This is a genomic window from Pseudomonas sp. 06C 126, from assembly GCF_001855215.1.
Taxonomy (GTDB): domain Bacteria; phylum Pseudomonadota; class Gammaproteobacteria; order Pseudomonadales; family Pseudomonadaceae; genus Aquipseudomonas; species Aquipseudomonas proteolytica.
In genome coordinates, this window is sequence record NZ_MIFU01000003.1 from 139088 (window position 1) to 156538 (window position 17451).

The following is a 17451-nucleotide window of genomic DNA, read 5'->3' on the forward strand; positions in this document are numbered from 1 at the left end:
CGACATGCTGCGCCCCCTGCGACCAAAAGGACCTGCCATGGACAACAGCCCCGTACGCATCACCTCCCAAGAGCTGCTCTCGGACAACTGGTACCTGCTGAAAAAGTACAGCTTTGACCTGCGCCGCCGTGATGGCAGTTGGCAAGCCCAGACGCGGGAGGTGTATGACCGTGGCAACGGAGCGACCATCCTGCTGTACAACACCCAGCAGCGCACGGTGTTGCTGATTCGCCAGTTCCGCATGCCGACCTTCGTCAATGGCCATGACGGCTACCTGATCGAAGCCGCTGCAGGCCTGCTGGACAACGCCAGCCCAGAGGAACGTATCCGCCTGGAAGCCGAGGAAGAGACCGGCTACCGCATCGGCCATGTCGAAAAAATCTACTCGGCGTTCATGAGCCCCGGATCTGTGACCGAGCGCATTCATTTCTTTATCGGTGAGTATCAACCCGGCGACCGCGTGAGCGAGGGCGGTGGGCTTGCGGAGGAAGGCGAGGATATCGACGTGCTGGAACTGGGCTTCGACGAGGCTATCGCCATGGTTGCGCGCGGTGAGATTGTCGATGGCAAGACCATCATGCTCCTGCAATACCTGGAGCTGCGATTGCTCAAGGCAACCCTGGCGGGAAGGTAGGCGCCGGCTGCTACAGGGGCATTTTGTTCAATACGCATTGGCTACAGGCACGTAGCGTACAGGCGCCGCTCCCTGTGAGTAGAAAAAGGAAATGCAATGAGTTTGATCATGTCCATGGCCGCCTTCGCCCTGGCGACCTCTATCACCCCCGGCCCAGTCAATATCGTCGCCCTCGGCTCGGGGGCGCGCTTTGGTTTTGTCGCCAGCCAGAAACACGTGGCTGGCGCGGCGCTGGGGTTTACGTTGTTGCTGGTGCTGATCGGCCTGGGCTTGCACGAATTATTGATCCGTTGGCCGCTGTTGACCCAGGGCATCCAGTGGGGTGGGGTGATATTCCTGCTGTACATGGCCTACAAGCTGGCGACCGATGACGGCCGGCTGGATGCGCAAGATGCCAGCGTTGCGCCTTCGATGCTGTATGGCGCGGTCATGCAGTGGCTCAACCCCAAGGCCTGGCTGGCATGTGTCGCCGGTATGGGCCTGTTTGCGGCCGACGGCGAAGCCGCGCGGGTCTGGCAACTGGCGGCGGTGTACCTGGTGATTTGCTACTTGTCGGTGGCGTGCTGGTCGTATGTGGGCACTTTTTTTCGGCGTTACCTGAGCAATGCGCGGGGCATGCGCCTGTTCAACCGGGTGATGGCGTTGTTGCTGGTGATCAGTGTGGCGTACCTGTTGCTGGGCTGATTCAGCCGCGATATTGCCCCGGCGTGGCTGCCAGGTGCTGCTTGAACGTGCGCTGGAAGTGCGCCTGGTCGGCAAACCCCGCGGCCAGTGCCACATCGGCAATCAACTGGCCGTTGCGCAGTTGCTGGCGGGCAAACTGGATCCGCTGGTTGACCAGGAATGCGTGGGGCGTCATGCCGTAATACTGCTTGAACGCGCGGATCAGGTACGATGGCGACAGCTGCGCGGCCTGGCAGATATCTTCGAGTTTCAGCGCCTCGGTGCACTGTTCGCGGATGTACTCGGCGGCGCGCTCCAGCTTGTGATTGACCTCGCGTACCACTGTTGCCGCTGGGTTCAGGCGCAATTGCACGTCACTGAAAAAACTCACCACGGCGCTGTGTTTGTGCAGGTGCTCGGCGTGTTCGTCGGTCAGCACGGCGTACAGTTCGAGCAGGCCGGCAAACAGCTGCGGATCATCGGTATGGGGGGTGCTGAAACGGCGAAAGTCCAACTCGCTGGCAAACCCCAACTGGTGTTGCAGGTCGGTCAGCCAGGGCGTGTCTATGTAGAGCATGTGATACGACCAGGGTTGGTCGTCGATCGGGTTGCAGGCGTGCACGTCGCCGGGGTTCATCAGCACCACGGTGCCGGTATGGATATGGAAGGTGTCTGCGCCATGGATATACAGGCTCTGCCCGGCGGTGATCGCGCCAATCGAGAAATGGTCGTGTGCATGCCGGGTGTAGCAGACCTTGCGCCCATCATCGATGGTACGCGCTTCGATAAAAGGCAGGCTGGCATCACGCCAGAAGCGCGGGGCGGCCAGGTCGGGCAGCGACATGATGGCAATCTCCAATGGGCCTTGTAGGGCCTCGATGATTACACATAAATACGCCGCCGACCTTATGTAGGCGCCGGCAAGCCGGCTCCTACGTTTGTGTTGGGTTAGAAGTCCCAGCGTGTGGCCAGTTGCAGGCTACGTGGCTCGCCGTAGAAACCGGTACCGAAGTTGCCCAGGCCTGTGTAGTACTTTTTGTCGAAGGCGTTCTTCACGTTCAACGTGGTGCTCAAGTGCTCGTTGAAGCGATAGCGTGCCATCAGGTCCACCAGGTAATAGCTGTCCTGGGTGATGCGCGCGTATTGGCCGAAGTTGACCGTGTCATTCGGGTTGGGCTGGAACACATTGCCGAAGAACTCGCTCTGCCAGTTGACCCCGGCACCGATCGTCACCTTATCCAGCGCCCCCGGCAGGCGATAGGCGTTGAACAGGCGCACTACCTGCTGCGGTGTGGTGGTTTGCAGGACGGAGCTGTAGACATAGTCGTCGTTGGCATCACGGGTGTGCTGGTAGGTATAGCCGGCCGAGACATTCCAGCCGTCGAGTACTTCGCCGGCCAGTTCCACTTCAAAGCCCTTGGTCGTGGCGCCGGCAATCGGGCGGTAGATCGAGTCGCTTTCAAAGCCCGAGACGTATTGCGCAACATTGTCCTGCTCGATACGGAAGGCGGCGAAGCTGGCATTCAGGCGGCCGTCGAAAAAGGCCGCCTTGAGCCCGGCTTCGTAGGTGTCGCCTTCAATCGCGTCAAGCAGCTTGCGGTCGGCGTCCTTGGTGTTCTGCGGGCGGTAGATCTTGGTGTAGCTGCTGTACACCGACCAGATATCGTTGAGGTCATAGACCACCCCGGCATAGGGTGTGACCACGCCGGTCTGCTTGTAACTGGTGCGCGCGTCGGTGGCGGTCGGATCGTAGAAATCCGTGGTGTCGTTGTTGCTGAAATTGCTCACGCGGGTGCCGAGGATCACCGACAAGTCATCGGTAGGTTTCAGGCGGGTCGCCAGGTAGGCGCCGGTCTGGCGTTGCACAATGTCGTTCTGGCCGCTGCGTGGAATGTTCGGCTTGGCATACTCGCCACGCCAGTCATAGATGCTGCCGCCCACCGGCGGGTAGACCGAACCGTAGACCGGCACGTCCTGTTTGGAGCGGGTCGCCATAAAGCCCATGATCAACTCATGCTCGCGGCCCAACAGGCTGAACGGGCCGCTGAGGTTGACGTCGAGGGTGTTCTGCACCTGGTCGCCCTTGTACTTGCCCATGAACATGTACATGCCTTCGCCTGTGACCTGGTCCGGGTTGCCGCCGCTGGCGGAGGCGAGCAGGGTATCGTGCTGGCTGCGCTTGCGGTCCAGGCTGACTTTGAGTGACCAGTCGTTGGCCAGCTTTTGCTGGACCGAGGCGAAGATCGTCTGGTTCTGGAAGTCGCGGCGGCTCCAGTCGGCGGCCGGGTTGAACGAGCGCGAGAAGTTCGTGCGATTGCCGTTGCTGAAGTACATCGGGAGCCCGGTCCAGCTGGCGCCACGGGAGCGGGTGTCCTGCTGGTCGATACCGAAGGTCAGCAGGGTATCGGGGGTAAGATCGGCTTCGAGGATGCCGTAGGCAATGTCCTTGGTGTTCTGGTAGTGGTCCAGGTAGGACGAGCGATCCTGATAGACCCCGACAAAACGCCCACGCACATTGCCCGACTCGGTCAGTGGCCCGGAGATATCACCTTCGGTGCGGTAGTTGTCCCAGGAGCCCACGGTGCCGGTCACCGAGGCCTTGAATTCTTTGGTGGGTTTTTTGCGGATCAGGTTGACCGTGGCCGAGGGGTCGCCGGAACCGCTCATCAGGCCCGACGAGCCCTTGATGATTTCCAGGTGGTCGTACACCGCCATGTCGGTGCTGGTGGTGCCGTAGTCATACACGCCGTCATAGGTGGAGTTGACGCCGTCGTACTGGAAGTTGGTGATTGGCAGGCCCCGGCTGGAGAATTCCCAGCGCTCGCTGTCGTAGTTCTGCACGCTGACGCCAGGGGCGCGGCGCAGGGTGTCGGCGATGTTGTTGGAACCCTGGTCGTCCATCTGCTGGCGGGTGATCACGGTGACTGACTGTGGGGTTTCGCGGATCGACAATGGCAGGCCGGTGGCCGAGGCCATCGAGCCGGTGGTGTAGGAGTGGCTGTCTTCGGTGGTGGCCCCCAGTGCCACGCCGGAAATAGTGGTAGCGCCCAGTTCAAGTTCGCCGGTATTGAGCGGCGCAAGTTCCAGCACATAGCCATTGTTGCCCTGGGGCTGGGCCTGCAGACCGCTGCCTTGCAACAAGCGTTGTAGACCGGCAGCCGGGGTGTAGCTACCGCTCAGGCCCGGGCTGGTCTTGCCTGCCGCCAGGCTATTGTGGCCAGCGATGAAAATCCCCGACTGTTCGGCAAAGCGGTTCAACACACTGACCAAGGATCCTGCGCCGATGCTGTAGCTGCGGGCGGTTTCCTGGGTTGCCGGCGTTTCTGTCGCCTGCACGGTAAGCGGGCCCAGGCAGAGCAGGGTTGCGGTGATGGCCAGCGCCAGAGGGCGCAGCGTGAAAGCAGCGGGTTGTGGCATGGAAGGTTCCCTAGGGGTTCGGCGAATTTGAAAGCGTCTGCTGGGTTAACCGAACGAACGTTGAAAAGGGGAACTGGGGGAACGCAATTCGCATGGCAATGGGGCTTTGTGGCGAGGGGGCTTGTCCCCCGTTGGGTTGCGCAGCGACCCCAAAAAGTGGGCCTGCTACGCAGTCCAACGGGGGACAAGCCCCCTCGCCACAAAGCCCCTCACACAAGCCCCCTCACCACAACAACCAGGCAGTCAGGTGGCGTGTATTTTCGGTCCCACGCTGACCCACCACGGCATCACTTTGTCTATCTGGATCGGCAGCGCGGCCTCCAGCAGTTGCAACGCGTGCTCGCTGTCCTTGAGCGGGAATGAGCCCATCACCGGCAAGTGCGCTACGGCCGGATCGCATCCAAGGTGGCCGGGGCGGTAGCGATTCAGTTCGCTGATCAATTGGCCCAGTGGCAAGTTGTCCGCCAGCAGCACGCCCCGGCTCCAGGCCTCGCGGGTGGCGGATGCCGTGCTGGTGCCGCGGATGGCGTGGCGATCGAATACCGCCTGTTGCCCTGCCTCGATAATGCGCACCTGTTGGCCGTCGGCGGTACGCACTTCTACCCGGCCATCGAAGACATTGAGGGCGGTGTCGCGCTCGCCTTGCAGCACGCTGAAGCGGGTGCCCAGGGCACGCAGGCGGCCGTGCGCGGTGTCGACCAGGAACGGGCGCTGGAGGTCCTTGGCGGTGTCGATCAGCACTTCGCCAAAACGCAGGTGCAGCAAGCGTTGATGTGTATCGAAGCGCACGTCCATGGCGCTTAATGCGTTGAGCCAGATATGTGTGCCGTCACCGAGCAAGGCATCGCGGATCTCGCCGCTGGCCGTGGCGTAGTCGGCGCTCCAGCCGCCGACCACCCGGGGCAGGGCGGTGCCGCGCCAGGTGCCCCAGGCCAATGCCGAACCTACACCCAGCACCAGTAGCGTCTTGAGGGTTTGCCGTCGGGTACCGCGCAGGGCCCGGCTGGCGCCGATGGGCTCGTCGGTCAGGGGCGCAAAGCGCTGGCTAACGCGCTCGACGTACCGCCAAGCCGCCTGATGCTCTGGGCTCTGTCCAAGCCATGTCTGCCAATGCTGTTGTGCCTGGCTGCCGCCCTGAGGGTCTTGCAGGCGCACATACCATAGGGCTGCCTGCTGCAAGCTGGCGTGGCTGAGTTTTGCGCTGGGGTTCATTCCACGAGCAACCCGTCGAGTTCGGCTTCCAGCACCGCGCAGTGCAACAGCGCCTGGGCCATGTATTTTTTCACCATGCGCTCACAGACCCCCAATTGCACGGCGATTTGCTTGTAGGTCAGGCCATGCAGTTGCGCCAGCAGGAAGGCGTCGCTGACCTTGCGCGGCAGGCGCGCGAGCATGGCGTCTACCTCGTACAGGGTTTCGACGATGATCGCCCGCTGCTCCGGCGAGGGTTGCACCGCTTGCGGGCGGTCGGCGAGGCTTTGCAGCCAGGCCTGCTCCAGTTGGCGGCGGCGCCAATGGTCGATGCACAGGCCCCGAGCGATGGTCGCCAGGTACGAACGCTCGCGCACTGCATCGGCCTGCTCGGGTGGGCGTTTGAGCACGCGGATAAAAGTGTCTTGCGCCAGGTCGGCTGCATCCCAGCGATTGCTCAGGCGTCGGCGCAGAAGGCCGAGCAGCCACGAGTGGTGGCTGCCATAGAGCTGACTGAATGAAGTGGGGGAAGTCGACACAATATCCAACCGGCGCTGACGCCATGACGTGAATAGGAATTGGTCGCGATTAAAGCAAAGGGCTGCGGGCAGCGCAAATGATATTGGTTTGCTTTTGCGAAAGACGTTGCCTGCAGATCTGCACAGATCAAATGTGGCAGCTGGCTTGCCTGCGATAGCGGTGTGTTGCCTGACCCACCGCTATCGCAGCCTCGTCGGGCGAGACGGCTCCCACAGGATCCCCCTGAATCAGATGCGAGAGGTCGGCACCAGGAATGCGGCCTCCAGCAACTGCCGGGTATAGGCATGCTGGGGAGCAGCGAAGATGGTCTTGGCATCGCCCTGTTCCACCACCTGGCCTTGCTTGACCACCATCAACTGGTGACTCAGCGCCTTGACCACCGCCAGGTCGTGGCTGATAAACAGGTAGGTCAGGTTGTACTTGGCCTGCAGGTTGCGCAGCAGTTCTACCACCTGGCGCTGCACCGTACGGTCCAGGGCCGAGGTCGGTTCATCCAGCAGGATCAGGCGTGGCTTGAGCACCAGGGCGCGGGCGATGGCGATGCGCTGGCGCTGGCCGCCGGAGAATTCGTGGGGGTAGCGGTGGCGGGTCTGCGGGTCCAGCCCCACTTCCTTGAGCGCGGCGATAATCGCCGCTTCCTGCTCCACCGCCGTGCCGATCTTGTGGATGCGCAAGCCTTCACCGACGATCTCGCTGACGCACATGCGCGGGCTCAGGCTGCCAAATGGGTCCTGGAACACCACCTGCATTTCCCGGCGCAATGGCCGCACCTGTTGTTGGGTCAGTTGGTCCAGTTGCTGGCCTTCAAAACGGATCCCGCCCTTGCTGCCGATCAACCGCAGGATCGCCAGGCCAAGGGTGGATTTGCCGGAGCCGCTTTCGCCGACGATGCCCAGGGTCTGGCCCTGGGGCAGGCTGAAGTGGATACCGTCCACGGCCTTGACGTAATCGACGGTGCTGCGCAAGAAGCCTTTCTTGATCGGGAACCAGACCTTAAGGTCGTCGACTTCCAGCAACGGTGGACCAATGGCGTTGCTGGCTGGCCCGCCGCTAGGTTCAGCGGCCAGCAGCTCCTGGGTGTACGGATGCTGCGGGGAACGGAACAGCTCCTCACAAGACGCCTGTTCGACAATGCAACCGCGTTGCATCACACACACGCGGTGGGCAATGCGCCGGACCAGGTTCAAGTCATGGCTGATCAGCAGCAGCGCCATACCCAGGCGCGCCTGCAACTCCTTGAGCAGTTCGAGGATCTTCAACTGCACGGTTACGTCCAGTGCGGTAGTTGGCTCATCGGCGATCAGCAGTTCCGGCTCGTTGGCCAGGGCCATGGCGATCATCACCCGCTGGCGCTGGCCGCCGGACAATTCATGGGGCAGGGCCTTGAGGCGCTTTTGTGGCTCCGGGATGCCCACCAGCTCCAGCAACTCCAGGGTGCGCAGGGTCGCGGCCTTGCCGGTCAGGCCCTTGTGCAGGCCCAGCACCTCGTTGATCTGCTTCTCGATGGAGTGCAGCGGGTTCAGCGAGGTCATCGGTTCCTGGAAGATCATCGCAATGCGGTTGCCGCGGATCTGGCGCAAGGGTTTTTCTTTCATGGTCAGCAGATCCTGCCCGGCATACCCGATCGTGCCGGACGGATGCCGCGCCAGGGGGTAGGGCAGCAGGCGCAAGATCGAGTGGGCAGTCACCGATTTGCCGGAGCCGCTTTCGCCGACCAGGGCCAGGGTTTCACCACGGCGGATATCGAAGCTGATGTTTTCCACCACGCGCTGATGCTGCTCGCCGGTGACGAACTCGACACTGAGGTCGCGGACTTCGATCAGATTGTCCTGGTTCATCTCATTTCCTCGGGTCGAAGGCATCGCGAGCGGACTCGCCGATAAACACCAGCAAACTCAACATAATCGCCAGCACCGCAAAGGCGCTGATGCCCAGCCACGGTGCCTGCAGATTGGATTTGCCCTGGGCTACCAACTCGCCCAGGGACGGCGAGCCGGCGGGCAGGCCGAAGCCCAGGAAGTCCAGGGCAGTCAGGGTGCCAATCGCGCCGGTGAGGATGAACGGCATAAACGTCATGGTCGAGACCATGGCGTTGGGCAGGATATGGCGGAACATGATCGCCCCGTTCTGCATGCCCAGGGCCCGTGCGGCGCGTACGTATTCCAGGTTGCGTCCGCGCAGGAACTCGGCGCGCACCACGTCCACCAGGCTCATCCACGAGAACAGCAGCATGATCCCCAGCAGCCACCAGAAGTTGGGCTGGACGAAGCTGGCTAGGATGATCAGCAGGTACAGCACCGGCAAACCGGACCAGATTTCCAGGAAGCGCTGGCCGGCCAGGTCGACCCAGCCGCCATAGAAACCCTGCAAGGCGCCGGCCGCCACGCCGATGATCGAGCTCAATACGGTGAGGGTCAGGGCAAACAGCACCGAGACCCGAAAGCCATAGATTACCCGCGCCAGCACATCGCGCCCCTGGTCATCGGTGCCCAGCAGGTTATCGGCCGACGGCGGTGCCGGTGCCGGGACTTTCAGGTCGTAGTTGATGCTCTGGTAGCTGTAGGGGATCGGCGCCCAGAGCGTCCAGGCATCCTTGGCCTTGAGCAGTTCGCGGATATACGGGCTTTTGTAGTTGGCTTCCAGGGGGAATTCGCCGCCGAAGGTGGTCTCTGGGTAGCGCTTGAGCGCCGGGAAGTACCAGTCGCCGTCGTAATGCACCGCCAGCGGTTTGTCGTTGGCGATCAACTCGGCGCCCAGGCTCAGGCCAAACAGGATCAGGAACAGCCACAGCGACCACCAGCCGCGTTTGTTGGCCTTGAAACGTTCGAAGCGGCGGCGATTGAGGGGGGATAGGTTCATCTCAATGCTCCCGGCTTTCGAAGTCGATGCGTGGGTCGACCAGGGTGTAGGTCAAATCACCAATCAGTTTCACCACCAGGCCCAACAGGGTGAAGATAAACAGGGTGCCGAACACCACCGGGTAATCGCGGTTGATCGCCGCCTCGAAGCTCATCAGCCCCAGGCCGTCGAGGGAGAAGATCACTTCCACCAGCAACGAGCCGGTAAAGAAGATCCCGATAAACGCCGAAGGGAAGCCTGCGATCACCAACAACATGGCGTTGCGGAATACGTGGCCGTAGAGCACGCGGTGATTGGTCAGGCCCTTGGCCTTGGCGGTGATCACGTACTGCTTGTTGATCTCGTCGAGAAAACTGTTTTTGGTCAGCAATGTCATGGTGGCGAAGTTACCGATCACCAGGGCCGTGACCGGCAGCGCCAGGTGCCAGAAGTAGTCGAGGACCTTGCCGCCCCAGCTCAGTTCGTCAAAGTTGTTGGACGTCAGCCCGCGCAAGGGGAACCAGTCGAAATAACTGCCGCCGGCAAACACCACGATCAACAGGATGGCAAACAGAAACGCCGGGATTGCATAGCCGACGATGATTGCCGAACTGGTCCACACGTCAAAGTGGCTGCCATGCCGGGTGGCCTTGGCGATCCCCAGGGGGATCGAGACCAGGTACATGATCAGGGTGCTCCATAACCCGAGGGAGATGGACACCGGCATCTTCTCCTTGATCAGGTCGATGACCTTGGCATCGCGAAAGAAGCTGTCGCCAAAATCCAGCTGGGCGTAGTTCTTGACCATGATCCACAAGCGTTCCGGCGCCGACTTGTCGAAGCCGTACATTTTCTCGATTTCCTTGATCAGCGTCGGGTCCAGGCCCTGGGCCCCGCGGTAGCTGGAACCTGCCACCGAAACTTCGGCGCCGCCACCGGCGATACGGCTGGTGGCGCCTTCAAAGCCTTCGAGCTTGGCGATCATTTGCTCCACCGGGCCGCCGGGCGCAGCCTGGATGATGACAAAGTTGATCAGCAAAATGCCGAACAGCGTCGGGATGATCAGCAGCAACCTGCGAAAAATATAAGCCAGCATGTCAGTCGCCTCCGCTCGCCGGGTCGGCGCTGGTGTCTGTGGGCGGTGTCATTGCCGGTGGCGTGTTGGGTTTGATCCACCAGGTATTGATACCCACGTCATAGCGCGGCGGGACTTTGGGGTGACCAAGGTGATTCCAGTAGGCCACGCGGTAGGTCTTGATATGCCAGTTGGGGATCACGTAGTAGCCAAACTGCAAGACCCGGTCCAGGGCCTTGGCGTGGGCCACCAGGCTGTTGCGTGAGTCGGCGTTGATCAACTGTTCCACCAATTCGTCGATGGCCGGGTCCTTGAGGCCAATGTAATTGCGGCTGCCGGGGTTGTCGGCACTGCTCGATTGCCAGAATTCACGCTGCTCGTTACCGGGTGACGAGGACTGCGGGAAACTGCCGACCATCATGTCGAAATCCCGCGAGCGTACGCGGTTGACGTACTGTGAAACGTCGACCCGGCGGATCACCAGTTCAATACCCAGGTCCGCCAGGTTGCGCTTGAAGGGCAGGAGGATGCGCTCGAAGTCGGTCTGGAACAGCATGAATTCGATGCTCGCCGGTTTGCCGTTGGTGTCGACCATCTTGTCGTCGACGATGCGCCAGCCGGCTTCCTGCAGCAGTTGGTAGGCTTCGCGCTGCTGGCTGCGGATCATGCCGCTGGCATCGGTTTTCGGCGGGGCGAAGGCTTCGGTGAACGCTTGGGGCGGGATGCGGCCGCGCAACGGTTCGAGAATCGCCAGTTCGGCGGGGCCGGGCAGGCCGGTGGCGGCCATGTCCGAGTTTTCGAAGTAACTGCGGGTGCGGGTGTAGGCACCGTTGAACAGTTGCTTGTTGCTCCATTCAAAGTCCAGCAACAGGCTGATGGCCTTGCGTACCCGCACGTCCTGGAACATCGGTTTGCGGATATTGAACACAAAGCCCTGCATCCCGGTGGGATTGCCGTTGGGCAGTTCTTCCTTGATCAGTCGCCCCTCGGCGACGGCCGGGACGTTGTAGGCATTGGCCCAGTTCTTCGCCGTGGTTTCCTGCCAATAGTCGAACTGCCCGGCCTTGAGTGCTTCCAGGGCCACCGTGCTGTCACGGTAGTAATCGCTGATGCGGTAATCGAAGTTGTACAGCCCCTTGTTGATCGGTAGGTCCTTGGCCCAGTAATCCTTGACCCGCTCGTAGCGGATCGAACGCCCCGGCTTGACCTCGGCCACCTTGTACGGGCCGCTGCCCAGGGGGATCTCCAGGCTGCTCTTGGCAAAGTCGCGGCCGGCCCACCAATGCTTGGGCAGCACGGGCAATTGGCCGAGGATCAGTGGCAGTTCGCGGTTACTGGTGTGTTTGAACTTGAACAGCACCCGCAGCGGGTCTTCGGCCACCACTTCGGCGACATCGGCGTAGTAGGTCCGGTAGATGGGGCTGCCTTGCTTGATCAGGGTGTCAAAGGTGAACACCACATCCTCGGCATGCACCGGATGGCCATCGTGGAAGCGCGCTTCGGGGCGCAGGTAAAAGCGTACCCAGCTGTTATCCGGGGCTTTTTCGATCTTGCCGGCGATCAGCCCGTACTCGGTGATGGGTTCGTCCAGGCCTTGCTGGGCCAGCGTGTCGAAGACCAGGGAGATGTTATCCGCCGGCACGCCCTTGCTGATAAACGGGTTGAGGCTGTCGAAGCTGCCCATGGCCGACTCGCGGAAGGTGCCGCCTTTGGGTGCGTCGGGATTGACGTAGTCGACGTGCTTGAAATTGGCCGGGTACTTGGGCGGTTCGTCATACAAGGTCAAGGCATGTTGGGGAGCGGCTACAGCCTGGGTGCACAACAACAGGCCACTGATAATCGCAGTACGCAAAGCCATCATTGGGGTTTCTCCGATGCTTTCAGCCACCACGCGCTCAGGCCCAGGCTGTAGGGCGGCGTGGTCACGAAGGCGAACCGGTTACGGTACGCCAGGCGATGATAGTTGAGATACCAATTGGGAATACTGTAGTGCTGCCACAGCAGGACCCGATCCAGGGCCCGGCCGGCGGCGATTTGTTGGTCGCGGGTCTGCGCGGCGAGCAACTGCTCCAGCAGGTGGTCGACCACCGGGTTGGCGATGCCCGCGTAATTCTTGCTGCCCTTGATTCCGGCCTGGCTGGAATGGAAGTACTGCCACTGCTCAAGGCCAGGGCTGAGGGTCTGGTTGAGCGTCATCAGGATCATGTCGAAGTCGAACTGGTCGAGGCGCTGCTTGTACTGCGCGCGATCCACGGTGCGCAAGCGCGCATCGATGCCGATGTAGCGCAGGTTCTCCACATAGGGCTGCAGGATCCGCTCCAGGTTCGGATTGACCAGCAGGATTTCGAAACGCAGCGGCTGCCCGTCGCTATTGAGCAGGCGCTGGCCGGACAGTTTCCAACCCCCTTCGGCCAGCAGGCCGAGGGCGCGGCGCATGGTTTCGCGGGGGATACCGCGGCCGTCGGTCTGCGGCAAGCTGAACGCCTGGGTAAACAGATTGGCCGGTAATTGTTCGCGGTAAGGCGAGAGCATCAGCCATTCATGGCCCACCGGCAGGCCGCTGGCGGAGAATTCGCTGTTGGGGTAGTAGCTCAAGGTACGTTTATAGGCGCCGCTGAACAGCGTGCGGTTGGTCCACTCGAAGTCGAACATCAGCCCCAGTGCCTCGCGCACCTTGGTCTGGCTGAAGGTGGCGCGGCGGCTGTTCATGAACAGGCCCTGGCTTTGGGTCGGGATCTGGTGGGCAATCTGTGCCTTGATCACCTCGCCACGGTTGACCGCCGGGAAGTTGTAGCCATTGGCCCAGTTCTTGGCCTGGTGTTCGATGTAGATATCAAACTCGCCGGCCTTGAACGCTTCGAAGGCCACGTCGCTGTCGCGGTAGAACTCCACCTCGACCTTGTCGTAGTTGTAGAACCCGCGATTGACCGGCAGGTCCTTGCCCCAATAGTCCTTGACCCGCTCGAACACCAATTGCCGGCCTGGCTGGACCTGGCTGATCCGATAGGGCCCGCTGCCCAGCGGCGGCTCGAAGGTGGTGGCCTTGAAGTCGCGGTGCTTCCAGTAGTGCTGGGGCAGCACCGGCAGTTCGCCCAGGCGCAGGATCAACAGCGGGTTGCCGGCGCGCTTGAATACAAAACGAATGCGGTGGGGGTTGAGCACATCTACCCGGGCCACTTCCTGCAGGTTGGTGCGGTACTGCGGATGGCCTTCGGTCAGCAATGTGCGGTAGGAGAACGCCACATCGTCGGCGGTGATGGGCTTGCCGTCATGAAACCGCGCTTGCGGGCGCAGGTTGAACACCACCCAGCTGCGGTCTTCGCTGTATTCCACCGATTGCGCAATCAGGCCATAGCTGGACGTGGGCTCGTCGCCGGAAGGGGCGTATTGGCCGGTGCCGACCATTAACGGCTCGTTGAGCTCATTGACGCCGTATTGCAGGAAATTGGCGGTGGAAACCGGGCTTGAGCCCTTGAAGGTGTAAGGGTTGAGGGTGTCAAACGTGCCAAACGCCATGACCCGCAAGGTACCGCCCTTGGGCGCTGCGGGGTTTACCCAATCGAAGTGGGTGAATTTGGCCGGGTACTTGAGCGTACCGAACTGCGCATAACCGTGGTTCTCGGTAATGGTCGCGTTCGCGGAAAAGCTCAAGGCCAGACTTATTAGTAGAAGGAGGGAACGCTTCAAGTCAGAGATCCGATCCGGGCGGCTTGGGCTTTATGATCGGTACAGTAACAGCTTGTTCCACTTGGAAAAAGACTGTTGAAAAGGCCATTTTCAGGCCCGGCGAAATCTTGAGTGGTGCGCGGACCCAATGTGGGAGCTGGCTTGCCTGCGATGCAAGTGCCGCGGTGAATCAGTCACACCGCGTAGATGCATTCGCAGGCAAGCCAGCTCCCACACAAGCCCGCTCCCACAAGGGTCAGCGTGGCCCGGAAACCACCAGCATCTGCCCTGGCTTCAGCGCCTGGCCAGTGCGTGGGTTCCAGCGTTTGAGATGTTGCATCTCAACGTTGAAGCGCTTGGCAACCATGTAAAGCGAGTCACCTTTCTTGACCTTGTACTGCACCGGCTTCTTGCCGCCAGCCTTGGCCACGACTTTGCGGGTGTCCTGCATCACCAGGGTCTGGCCGACTTTCAAGGCCTGGCCATTGAGCTTGTTCCAGCGCTGCAGGTCATGCACATCGACCTTGTTGGCCTTGGCAATCAGCGTCAGGTTGTCGCCGCTCTTGACCTTGTAGCTGCGCGAACGCCCGGCCACGGCCTTGTGCTCGACTTCGTCAAACACCGGTTTTTTCGGGCGCAGGCTCAACAGTTCCTCGGGGTTCATCGAGGACAGGCTGCTGGCCAGCAATTGCGCCTTGGAAGTGGGCACCAGCAAATGCTGGGGGCCGTCCAGGGTGGTGCGTTGCTTGAAGGCCGGGTTGAGCTGGAACAGTTCGTCTTCGTCGATCTCGGCCAGCGCGGCGACCCGGGACAGGTCCATGCTTTGCTTGACTTCAACCATTTCGAAGTACGGCGTGTTGGCAATCGGGTTCAGGTTGACGCCGTAGGCCTCGGGGGCCAGCACCACCTGGGACAGCGCCAGGAACTTAGGCACGTAGTCCTTGGTTTCCTGGGGCAGCGGCAGGTTCCAGTAGTCGGTGGGCAGGCCAAGCTTCTCGTTGCGCTCGATGGCCCGGCTGACCGTGCCTTCGCCCGCGTTGTAGGCTGCCAGGGCCAGCAACCAGTCGCCGTTGAACATGTCATGCAGACGTGTCAGATAGTCCAGGGCAGCAGTGGTGGAGGCGGTGATGTCGCGGCGGCCATCGTAGGCGCGGGTCTGGCGCAGGTTGAAGTAGCGCCCGGTGGAGGGAATGAACTGCCACAGGCCGACCGCATCGCTGCGTGAATAGGCCATTGGGTTGTAGGCACTTTCAATCACTGGCAGCAGCGCCAGCTCCAAGGGCATGTTGCGTTCTTCCAGGCGTTCTACGATGTAATGAATATAGAGACTGCCGCGTTCGCCGGCGTTCTCCAGGAACGATGGGTTGCTGGCGAACCACAGGCGCTGTTGCTCGATACGCGGGTTGACGCCGACACCGTCCTGCAATTGGAACCCCTGGCGCATGCGTTCCCAGACATCCTGGGGTACTTGCGGGCTTGGCTTCTCTGAGAGCCAAAGGGGTTTTTGCTTGATCTTGGCAGCAAATACGGGTTTGGGTTGCACGGTGGATTGTGCAGCGAAATTATTGGTTTGGCAGCCCGCCAGAGTTGCGGATACGGCCACCGCAATGGCTTGAGCCAGGCGGGTCAATGCGTCTGAATGGTTGGATTTACGAATAGATGACGACATTGGCTGGAAGTTAGTTCCGGGCAAAAATGTCGGGCGATTCTAGAAAGCGCTTTGGTTCCGGTCAACCACTCAGAAATTTCGTACCAGAACCTCTCTGCTTAGAACGTATCTTTCCAAGCGCGCAAGCTAGCAAACACCTCGCTCCCAGAGCGGTTATCGCGGCCATTCCGCTCGTCCGCTTTTTGTTTAACGGATGTTTCAGCGGTGCGCAGAAAAGGGTTAGTCAACTTTTCCAGGGCCAAGGTCGAAGGTAATGTCATCTTGCCGCCTGCCCGCAGCTCGCTGACCTTTGCCACTCGTTCGGCTATATCGGCGTTATCCGGCTCCACTGCCTGGGCAAAGCGCAGGTTGCTTTGTGTGTATTCGTGGGTGCAGTAGACCAGCGTGTCGGCGGGCAGGGCGGCCAGGCGTTCCAGGGAATGGTACATCTGCTCTGGCGTGCCCTCGAACAAACGCCCGCAACCGGCGGCGAACAGGGTGTCGCCGCAGAACAGCAAGCCATGATGATAAAAAGCTATATGTCCCAGGGTATGTCCGGGCACGGCCAACACCTGGAGGTTCCAGCCGAGTACCTCGATACGGTCGTTATCGTGGAGCGCGACGTCACGGGCCGGGATCTTTTCGTTGGCCGGGCCATAGACCGTGGCGCCCGAGGCCTGCTTGAGTTGCTCTACACCGCCGACGTGGTCTGGGTGATGATGGGTCACCAGGATGTCGCTGAGGGTCCAGCCGGGGTGCTGCGCAAGCCACGCCAGTACGGGCGCGGCATCACCGGGGTCAACCACCGCGCAGCGATGGCTGCGATGATCTTGTAACAACCAGATGTAGTTATCGGTGAAGGCGGGCAGGGCACTGATCTGTATCATTCTTCTATTCGCCAAGCTGAACACATTGGTGCATCTTAGAACGTCTTGGCGAGTTGGAGAATGCAATGACTGATAAAGCGTTCGCCCAGGCCGATCCTGAGTGGCTGGCCTTGATCAGCGCAGCCCGTGAGTGGCTGTCCGGGCCGATCGGGCAATTTCTGCTGGAACAAGAGCGGCTTATGCTCGAAGAAGAGCTGGAACGCTTCTTTGGCGGTTACTTGGTGCACTACGGCCCTTCGGCCCAGACCCCACCGCCCGCACCCCAGGTGCAGCGCAATGTGCGCCTGGGTGCGCCGTTGCCGGGGGTCGAGATTGTCTGTGAAGAGCAGGCCTGGCCTTTGAGCGAGCATGCCGCCGATGTGGTGGTGATGCAGCATGGCCTGGATTTCTGCCTGTCGCCCCATGGTTTGTTGCGTGAAGCGGCCAGCGCCGTGCGCCCAGGCGGGCATTTATTGATCGTTGGCATCAACCCCTGGAGTTCGTGGGGCCTGCGGCACGTCTTTGCCCATGATGCGCTGCGTCAGGCCCGCTGCATCTCGCCCTCGCGGGTCAGCGACTGGTTGAACCTGCTGGGCTTCGCGCTGGAGAAACGCCGCTTCGGGTGCTATCGTCCGCCGCTTGCCTCGCCCAAGTGGCAGGGCCGCCTGGCTGGCTGGGAGCGCCGGGCCGGCGCATGGCAGTTGTCCGGTGGCGGTTTCTACCTGTTGGTAGCCCGCAAGATCGTGGTCGGGCTGCGGCCGGTGAGCCAGGTGAGGCGCGAGCCCATGGGTAAACTGGTGCCGATGCCCCTGGCCAAGGTCAACCGTCGCTCCAGCGAGCCATAAATCATTTTTTGGAATTCAGGTCGCCATGTTCGACCTCGGGAACTGCCGGTCGATTGCCGGTAACCCGC

Annotated in this window: 14 protein-coding genes; 3 read left to right on the top strand and 11 right to left on the bottom strand. The window is 61.3% G+C overall.

Going from position 1 to position 17451, the window contains the following annotated elements:
• Window positions 1–37: 37 nt before the first annotated feature.
• The gene (locus BHC62_RS03725) at window positions 38–634 is read left to right on the top strand and encodes an NUDIX domain-containing protein (RefSeq protein ID WP_029291354.1); all 597 of its coding nucleotides are present in this window, start codon (window positions 38–40) and stop codon (window positions 632–634) included.
• 96 nt (window positions 635–730) lie between these two features.
• Window positions 731–1318 carry a LysE family translocator gene (locus BHC62_RS03730; RefSeq protein ID WP_070994258.1) on the top strand — a complete coding sequence of 196 codons (588 nt, stop codon included), beginning with the start codon at window positions 731–733 and terminating at the stop codon, window positions 1316–1318.
• A 1-nt stretch (window position 1319) separates the two neighbouring features.
• On the opposite strand, the gene BHC62_RS03735 is transcribed toward BHC62_RS03730, so the two are convergent.
• The 11 genes from BHC62_RS03735 to gloB all read right to left on the bottom strand — a co-directional run bounded on the left by BHC62_RS03735 (window position 1320) and on the right by gloB (window position 16559).
• The gene (locus tag BHC62_RS03735) at window positions 1320–2141 is read right to left on the bottom strand and encodes an AraC family transcriptional regulator (RefSeq protein ID WP_029291358.1); all 822 of its coding nucleotides are present in this window, start codon (window positions 2139–2141) and stop codon (window positions 1320–1322) included.
• A 104-nt stretch (window positions 2142–2245) separates the two neighbouring features.
• Complete coding sequence (locus tag BHC62_RS03740; protein ID WP_070994259.1) at window positions 2246–4714, bottom strand: TonB-dependent siderophore receptor; 2469 nt, start codon at window positions 4712–4714, stop codon at window positions 2246–2248.
• A 243-nt stretch (window positions 4715–4957) separates the two neighbouring features.
• A complete protein-coding gene (locus BHC62_RS03745) occupies window positions 4958–5926 on the bottom strand; it encodes a FecR domain-containing protein (RefSeq protein ID WP_070994260.1) in 969 nt (322 codons plus the stop codon).
• Window positions 5923–6453: a sigma-70 family RNA polymerase sigma factor gene (locus BHC62_RS03750; RefSeq protein WP_092236993.1), complete on the bottom strand. Its 531-nt coding sequence runs from the start codon at window positions 6451–6453 to the stop codon at window positions 5923–5925. Before BHC62_RS03750 ends, BHC62_RS03745 begins: the two co-directional genes overlap by 4 nt.
• A 219-nt stretch (window positions 6454–6672) precedes the next feature.
• Window positions 6673–8283 (bottom strand): ABC transporter ATP-binding protein, encoded by a 1611-nt coding sequence (locus tag BHC62_RS03755; protein ID WP_070994261.1) that lies wholly within the window; start codon window positions 8281–8283, stop codon window positions 6673–6675.
• Window position 8284: 1 nt separating this feature from the next.
• Window positions 8285–9304: an ABC transporter permease gene (locus BHC62_RS03760; RefSeq protein WP_029291368.1), complete on the bottom strand. Its 1020-nt coding sequence runs from the start codon at window positions 9302–9304 to the stop codon at window positions 8285–8287.
• A 1-nt stretch (window position 9305) separates the two neighbouring features.
• Window positions 9306–10379, bottom strand: coding sequence for a microcin C ABC transporter permease YejB (locus BHC62_RS03765; protein WP_029291370.1), 1074 nt, complete (start codon window positions 10377–10379; stop codon window positions 9306–9308).
• Between the two features lies 1 nt (window position 10380).
• Entirely contained in the window at window positions 10381–12219 is a 1839-nt protein-coding gene (locus BHC62_RS03770) for an extracellular solute-binding protein (RefSeq protein WP_029291372.1), read from the bottom strand.
• Window positions 12216–14045 carry an extracellular solute-binding protein gene (locus BHC62_RS03775; RefSeq protein WP_070994262.1) on the bottom strand — a complete coding sequence of 610 codons (1830 nt, stop codon included), beginning with the start codon at window positions 14043–14045 and terminating at the stop codon, window positions 12216–12218. Before BHC62_RS03775 ends, BHC62_RS03770 begins: the two co-directional genes overlap by 4 nt.
• Window positions 14046–14280: 235 nt before the next feature.
• Window positions 14281–15693, bottom strand: a complete 1413-nt coding sequence (locus BHC62_RS03780; RefSeq protein ID WP_029291374.1) for a lytic transglycosylase domain-containing protein — start codon at window positions 15691–15693, stop codon at window positions 14281–14283.
• A gap of 98 nt (window positions 15694–15791) precedes the next feature.
• Window positions 15792–16559, bottom strand: a complete 768-nt coding sequence (gene gloB / locus BHC62_RS03785; RefSeq protein ID WP_029291376.1) for a hydroxyacylglutathione hydrolase — start codon at window positions 16557–16559, stop codon at window positions 15792–15794.
• Between the two features lie 65 nt (window positions 16560–16624).
• Here gloB and BHC62_RS03790 point away from each other — a divergent pair, with 65 nt between their 5' ends.
• A complete protein-coding gene (locus BHC62_RS03790) occupies window positions 16625–17383 on the top strand; it encodes a class I SAM-dependent methyltransferase (protein ID WP_029291378.1) in 759 nt (252 codons plus the stop codon).
• The last annotated feature ends 68 nt before the right edge of the window (window positions 17384–17451 follow it).

What these genes read in the sequence shown, in the direction of transcription:
- BHC62_RS03755 (WP_070994261.1), bottom strand. Translation starts at nt 8,283, where the DNA reads ATGAACCAGGACAATCTGATCGAAGTCCGCGACCTCAGTGTCGAGTTC.
- BHC62_RS03770 (WP_029291372.1), bottom strand. Translation starts at nt 12,219, where the DNA reads ATGATGGCTTTGCGTACTGCGATTATCAGTGGCCTGTTGTTGTGCACC.
- BHC62_RS03745 (WP_070994260.1), bottom strand. Translation starts at nt 5,926, where the DNA reads ATGAACCCCAGCGCAAAACTCAGCCACGCCAGCTTGCAGCAGGCAGCC.
- BHC62_RS03765 (WP_029291370.1), bottom strand. Translation starts at nt 10,379, where the DNA reads ATGCTGGCTTATATTTTTCGCAGGTTGCTGCTGATCATCCCGACGCTG.
- BHC62_RS03780 (WP_029291374.1), bottom strand. Translation starts at nt 15,693, where the DNA reads ATGTCGTCATCTATTCGTAAATCCAACCATTCAGACGCATTGACCCGC.
- BHC62_RS03760 (WP_029291368.1), bottom strand. Translation starts at nt 9,304, where the DNA reads ATGAACCTATCCCCCCTCAATCGCCGCCGCTTCGAACGTTTCAAGGCC.
- BHC62_RS03740 (WP_070994259.1), bottom strand. Translation starts at nt 4,714, where the DNA reads ATGCCACAACCCGCTGCTTTCACGCTGCGCCCTCTGGCGCTGGCCATC.
- BHC62_RS03790 (WP_029291378.1), top strand. Translation starts at nt 16,625, where the DNA reads ATGACTGATAAAGCGTTCGCCCAGGCCGATCCTGAGTGGCTGGCCTTG.
- BHC62_RS03725 (WP_029291354.1), top strand. Translation starts at nt 38, where the DNA reads ATGGACAACAGCCCCGTACGCATCACCTCCCAAGAGCTGCTCTCGGAC.
- gloB (WP_029291376.1), bottom strand. Translation starts at nt 16,559, where the DNA reads ATGATACAGATCAGTGCCCTGCCCGCCTTCACCGATAACTACATCTGG.
- BHC62_RS03735 (WP_029291358.1), bottom strand. Translation starts at nt 2,141, where the DNA reads ATGTCGCTGCCCGACCTGGCCGCCCCGCGCTTCTGGCGTGATGCCAGC.
- BHC62_RS03730 (WP_070994258.1), top strand. Translation starts at nt 731, where the DNA reads ATGAGTTTGATCATGTCCATGGCCGCCTTCGCCCTGGCGACCTCTATC.